Raw genomic sequence first — 4512 nt, 5'->3', positions numbered from 1 at the left:
ACCCGCCGGAACTCCTCCCGCGCCGATGGGTTCGACAGGTGCACCTCGACCACCGGCACCTCCGCAGCGGCGACGGCGTCGCGGACGGCGTACGAATAGTGCGTCCAGGCTCCGGGGTTGAGCACCACCGCGGCGGCCTCGTCGGAGGCCGCGTGCAGCCAGCGCAGCAGCTCCCCCTCGTCATCCGTCTGGCGCACCTCGACGACGATCCCGAGCTCCGCACCGGTCGCCCGGCACGTCGCGACGAGATCGTCGTACGTGTCGCTGCCGTAGACCTCGGGCTCGCGCCGACCCAGCCGCCCGAGGTTCGGGCCGTTGAGGACGAACACCGGCTTCACGCGCTGACCTCCCGGTAGGCGGCCTGCAGCATCCCAGGATCGGGGTCCTCCAGGAGGGCAGGACGCGCCAGATCGTCGAGGATGACGAAACGCAACCGGCCCGCGCGCGACTTCTTGTCGACCCGCATCACCTCGTGCAGCCGCGGCCACGCACCGGCGTCGTAGGTGAGCGGCAGCCCCAGGCCACCGAGGACGGAGCGGTGCCGCTCGACCAGGTCGGCGCGGCCGGCCAGCCGCGCCAGCGCGGCGACGTAGACCATGCCGACGCTGATCGCCGCGCCATGGCGCCAGCGGTAGCCCTCGACGTTCTCGATCGCGTGGCCCAGGGTGTGGCCATAGTTGAGGATCTCCCGCAGCCCGGCCTCGCGCAGATCCTCGGAGACGACCCGTGCCTTGGCCCGCACCGCCCGTTCGACGAGCTCGGCGACGTGCGCCCGCGGGTCGCCGTCGAGCCGGTCGAGGATCACCGGGTCGGCGATGAAGCCGCACTTCGCGACCTCAGCCATGCCGCTGGCGAACTCCTCCGCCGGCAGCGTCTCCAGCGCGTCGAGGTCGCACAGCACACCGGCCGGCTGGTGGAATGCGCCGACGAGGTTCTTGCCGGCGGCAGTGTTGATGCCGGTCTTGCCGCCGACCGCGGCGTCGACCATGCCGAGCAGCGTGGTCGGCAAGTGCACGACGCGTACGCCGCGCAGCCAGGTCGCCGCTGCGAAACCGGCAAGGTCCGTGGCCGCTCCCCCGCCGACCGCGACGACGGCGTCGGTCCGGCCGATGCCTATGCGGGCGAACTGCGCCCACAGGTCGGCCAGCACGGGCAGGTCCTTGGCCGCCTCGCCGTCGGGGATCTCGAGCAGGTGGACGTCGAGATCCCCCAGCGCCTGCCGGGCTTTTCGTGCCACCGGCACCACCGCCGGCTGGTGCACGACCGCGACGGCGCGTGCGTCGCCCAGCAGTGCGGGCAAGGCATCGGTCAGGGCGTGGCCCACCACCACGTCGTACGCGTCGCCGACCGGAATCCGCACCGTCATCGCAGGGCCGCCTCGACGTCGGCCACGATCTCCTCGGGGCTGCGCCCGTCGGTCGGCACGGTGACGGTGGCGACCTCCTCGTAGACCGGCCGGCGGGCGTCCATGAGCTGCTGGAGCTGCGCGCGCGGGTTGCCGAGCAGCAGCGGGCGGTCGCGGTTCAGGCCGACGCGGGCGGCGGCGTCGGCGACGTGCACGTCGAGGAAGACCACCGTGTGCGACGCGAGCAGCGAGCGGGTGCCGTCGTCCATCACCGCTCCCCCGCCGAGCGCGAGGACACCGGCATGCTCAGTCAGCGCGCGGCGTACGGCGTCGCGCTCGAGTGCCCGGAAGTGCTCCTCGCCGTGCTCGATGAAGATGTCGGCGATCCGCTGGCCGGTGGCGGCCTCGATGTCGGCGTCGGTGTCGCGGAACTCCACGGCGCGGCGGTCGGAGAGCAGCCGGCCGATCGTGGTCTTGCCCGCACCGGGTGGCCCGACCAGCACGACGAGCGGGCGGGTCACCGGATCTGCAGGTTGGCGAGGTAGGAGTCGCGGTTGCGGCGGGTCTCGGGCACGGAGTCGCCGCCGAACTTCTCGAGCGCGGCGTCGGCGAGCACCAGCGCGACCATGGCCTCGGCGACGACGCCGGCGGCGGGGACGGCACACACGTCGCTGCGCTGAGCGATCGCCTTGGCCGGCTCGCCGGTGCGGACGTCGACGGTCGACAAGGCCCGCGACAGGGTGGAGATCGGCTTCATGGCGGCCCGCACCCGCAGGATCTCGCCGGTGGTCATGCCGCCCTCGGTGCCACCGGCACGGCCGGTGAGGCGGCGGACGCCACCCGCGGTGGGCTCGATCTCGTCGTGCGCCTGGCTGCCCCGGCGGCGCGCGACGTCGAAGCCGTCGCCGACCTCGACTCCCTTCACCGCCTGGATGCCCATGAGGGCGCCGGCCAGCCGGGAGTCGAGCCGGCGGTCCCAGTGCACGTGGCTGCCGAGGCCGGGCGGCAGGCCGTGCACCACCACCTCGACAACGCCGCCGAGGGTGTCGGCGTCGTTGTGGGCGGCATCGATCTCGGCGACCATGGCGGCGCTCGCATCGGGGTCGAGGCAGCGCACCGGGTCGGCGTCAACACGTTCGCGGTCGGCCGGCTCCGGGATGCTGCCGGAGGGCGCGCTCGCCGCGCCGATCGCGACCACGTGGCTGAGCAGCTCGACGTCGAGCGCCTGCTTGAGGAACGCCTGCGCCACGGCGCCGAGAGCGACCCGCGCCGCCGTCTCGCGTGCGCTGGCCCGCTCGAGGATCGGCCGGGCGTCGTCGAAGCCGTACTTCTGCATGCCGGCGAGGTCCGCGTGCCCGGGCCGCGGCCTGGTCAGCGGGGCGTTGCGGCCGAGGCCCTCGAGCTCGGCGGGGTCGACCGGGTCAGCGGCCATCACGCGGTCCCACTTCGGCCACTCGGTGTTGCCGACGCGGATGGCGATGGGCCCGCCTAGCGTGCTGCCGTGCCGCACCCCACCGGTGAACTCGACCTCGTCGCGCTCGAAGGTCATGCGCGCACCGCGGCCGTAGCCCGCGCGGCGGCGCGCCAGCTCGTCGGCGACTTCCTTCGTCGTGACGTGCACGCCGGCGGGCAGCCCCTCGAGGACCGCCACCAGTGCAGGGCCGTGGGACTCCCCGGCCGTCAGCCAGCGCAACACAATCACGATTCTTTCACGGGCTACGCCGCCGCAGGACCCATCCACGCCGTGGCGCCGATCATGCAGCAGGGCCCGCCGCTCTGTGTCGAGCGGCGGGCCCTGCTGCGATCGAGGGGGTGATCAGCTGAGCATGTGCCGGTTGGTGTAGCCGACCTGCAGGTTGAACGGCTTGCCGTCGCCCATCTGCACGACCGCGAAGCCGTCCTGCAGCGAGATCAGTGCGAAGTAGCCGCCGAACGCCGTGGTCTTACCGTCGGCCGGAGCGGCCACGTCGGTGTAGCCGGTCGCCTTCCCGTCGGTCGAGTGGACCAGGAACGTCGCGGACTTCAGGCCGTTCTGGCTCTCCAGGGAGATCCAGTCGGGCTGGGCCGTCGGCGCGGTCGCCGTCGAGCCGGTGGTCACCGTCGTCGGCGCACCGCCGGCGACGACCGTGGTCGGGGCGGGTGCCTGAGCCGCGGGTGCAGCCGGCTTGTCGACCACGAGCGGCTTGAACGGGTCGCGGCCGACGACGTCCTTGAAGACGTCCGGCAGGGTCGGGAACGACTTGCTGTCGAACTTCGGCTGGGCCGGTGCACCCGCGGCCGGGTGGTGGTGCACCGGCGGGAGCGCGGCAGTGGTCTGGTCGCTGCTGCCGCCCTTCATGACGAAGTATCCGGCGATCGCTACGACGGCCACGGCGGCCGCCCCGACCAGGGCGAGCACCTTGCGGCGCTGGTCGTTGTCCGCGGTCGAGTCCTCGACCGGTGCGACGGGCGGGGCCTCCTGCTCGGGGGCAGGTGCGGCGAACAGGGTCTCGCTCATGTCAGCCTCCTGCCTTGCTGGTCGTCGGAGCGGCGGTCGGCGCCGGGTGGACCGCGGTCGTCGGAGCGGCGGTCGCGGAGCCCGGTGCCATGAAGACGCGCGCCTGGATCTGCGCGGTCAGCTGGTCGGTGGCCGCCGCGACTGTCGAGGCGCCGGCACCGGAGCCGTTCGAGCCCGGAGCCAAGCTCCAGCCATCAACGATGATCGCCCGCTGCAGCCCTTCGAGGTTGCTGACGAACTGCTCGATGTTGAAGTAGGTGCCGGTTACTGACACCGTCACCGGGACCTGCTCGAGCGCGGGCGCCGCAGGGGCCGCCGGCCGTCCGGCAGTAACAGTGGCAGCGGCAGCCGGCGCGAGTACCGCCGGCTGCGCCGGTGCGAGCGAGGTGAGGTCGACTCCCGCACCGTCGGCTGCGTCGCTCAGCGAGCGGATCAGCGACGGCAGGGCCGGGTTGTCCGGGATCTTCTGCTCGATGACCGCGAGGCGGGCCTGCTGCTTCGGCAGGTCCTTGGCTTGGGCCTTGAGCGCGCTGATCTGGTTGCGGAGCTGGTCGTTGCTGCTCTGGACTCCGGTCGCCTGGGTTCGCAGATCGGCCGCGTGCGACCGCTGCGGCTTGATCATCAGCATCCAGCCGGCAACCAGCACGACGATCACCGCGAGCACGGTGAA

At 72.8% G+C, this 4512-nt stretch carries 6 protein-coding genes; all 6 read right to left on the bottom strand.

Annotated features, from left to right (window positions below; genetic code table 11):
• Nucleotides 1-338, bottom strand: a 338-nt coding sequence (locus VFJ21_02945; GenBank protein ID HET7406078.1) for a type II 3-dehydroquinate dehydratase, incomplete at its 3' end; no start/stop codon positions are given.
• Nucleotides 335-1366, bottom strand: a complete 1032-nt coding sequence (gene aroB, locus VFJ21_02940) for a 3-dehydroquinate synthase (protein ID HET7406077.1) — start codon at nucleotides 1364-1366, stop codon at nucleotides 335-337. The genes aroB and VFJ21_02945, both read right to left, overlap by 4 nt.
• A complete protein-coding gene (locus VFJ21_02935) occupies nucleotides 1363-1866 on the bottom strand; it encodes a shikimate kinase (protein ID HET7406076.1) in 504 nt (167 codons plus the stop codon). Before VFJ21_02935 ends, aroB begins: the two co-directional genes overlap by 4 nt.
• Entirely contained in the window at nucleotides 1863-3041 is a 1179-nt protein-coding gene (gene aroC / locus VFJ21_02930; GenBank protein HET7406075.1) for a chorismate synthase, read from the bottom strand. Before aroC ends, VFJ21_02935 begins: the two co-directional genes overlap by 4 nt.
• 120 nt (nucleotides 3042-3161) lie before the next feature.
• Nucleotides 3162-3842, bottom strand: coding sequence for a hypothetical protein (locus tag VFJ21_02925; protein HET7406074.1), 681 nt, complete (start codon nucleotides 3840-3842; stop codon nucleotides 3162-3164).
• Nucleotide 3843: 1 nt separating this feature from the next.
• Nucleotides 3844-4512, bottom strand: a 669-nt coding sequence (gene pilO, locus VFJ21_02920) for a type 4a pilus biogenesis protein PilO (GenBank protein ID HET7406073.1), incomplete at its 5' end; no start/stop codon positions are given.

This window comes from Mycobacteriales bacterium (assembly GCA_035690485.1).
GTDB lineage: Bacteria > Actinomycetota > Actinomycetes > JAFAQI01 > DASSKL01 > DASSKL01.
This window is presented reverse-complemented; position numbering and strand designations above follow the sequence as displayed.

Bases quoted from the DNA above. Each gene is read 5' to 3' on its own strand.
- aroB (HET7406077.1), bottom strand. From the start codon at position 1,366: ATGACGGTGCGGATTCCGGTCGGCGACGCGTACGACGTGGTGGTGGGC.
- VFJ21_02925 (HET7406074.1), bottom strand. From the start codon at position 3,842: ATGAGCGAGACCCTGTTCGCCGCACCTGCCCCCGAGCAGGAGGCCCCG.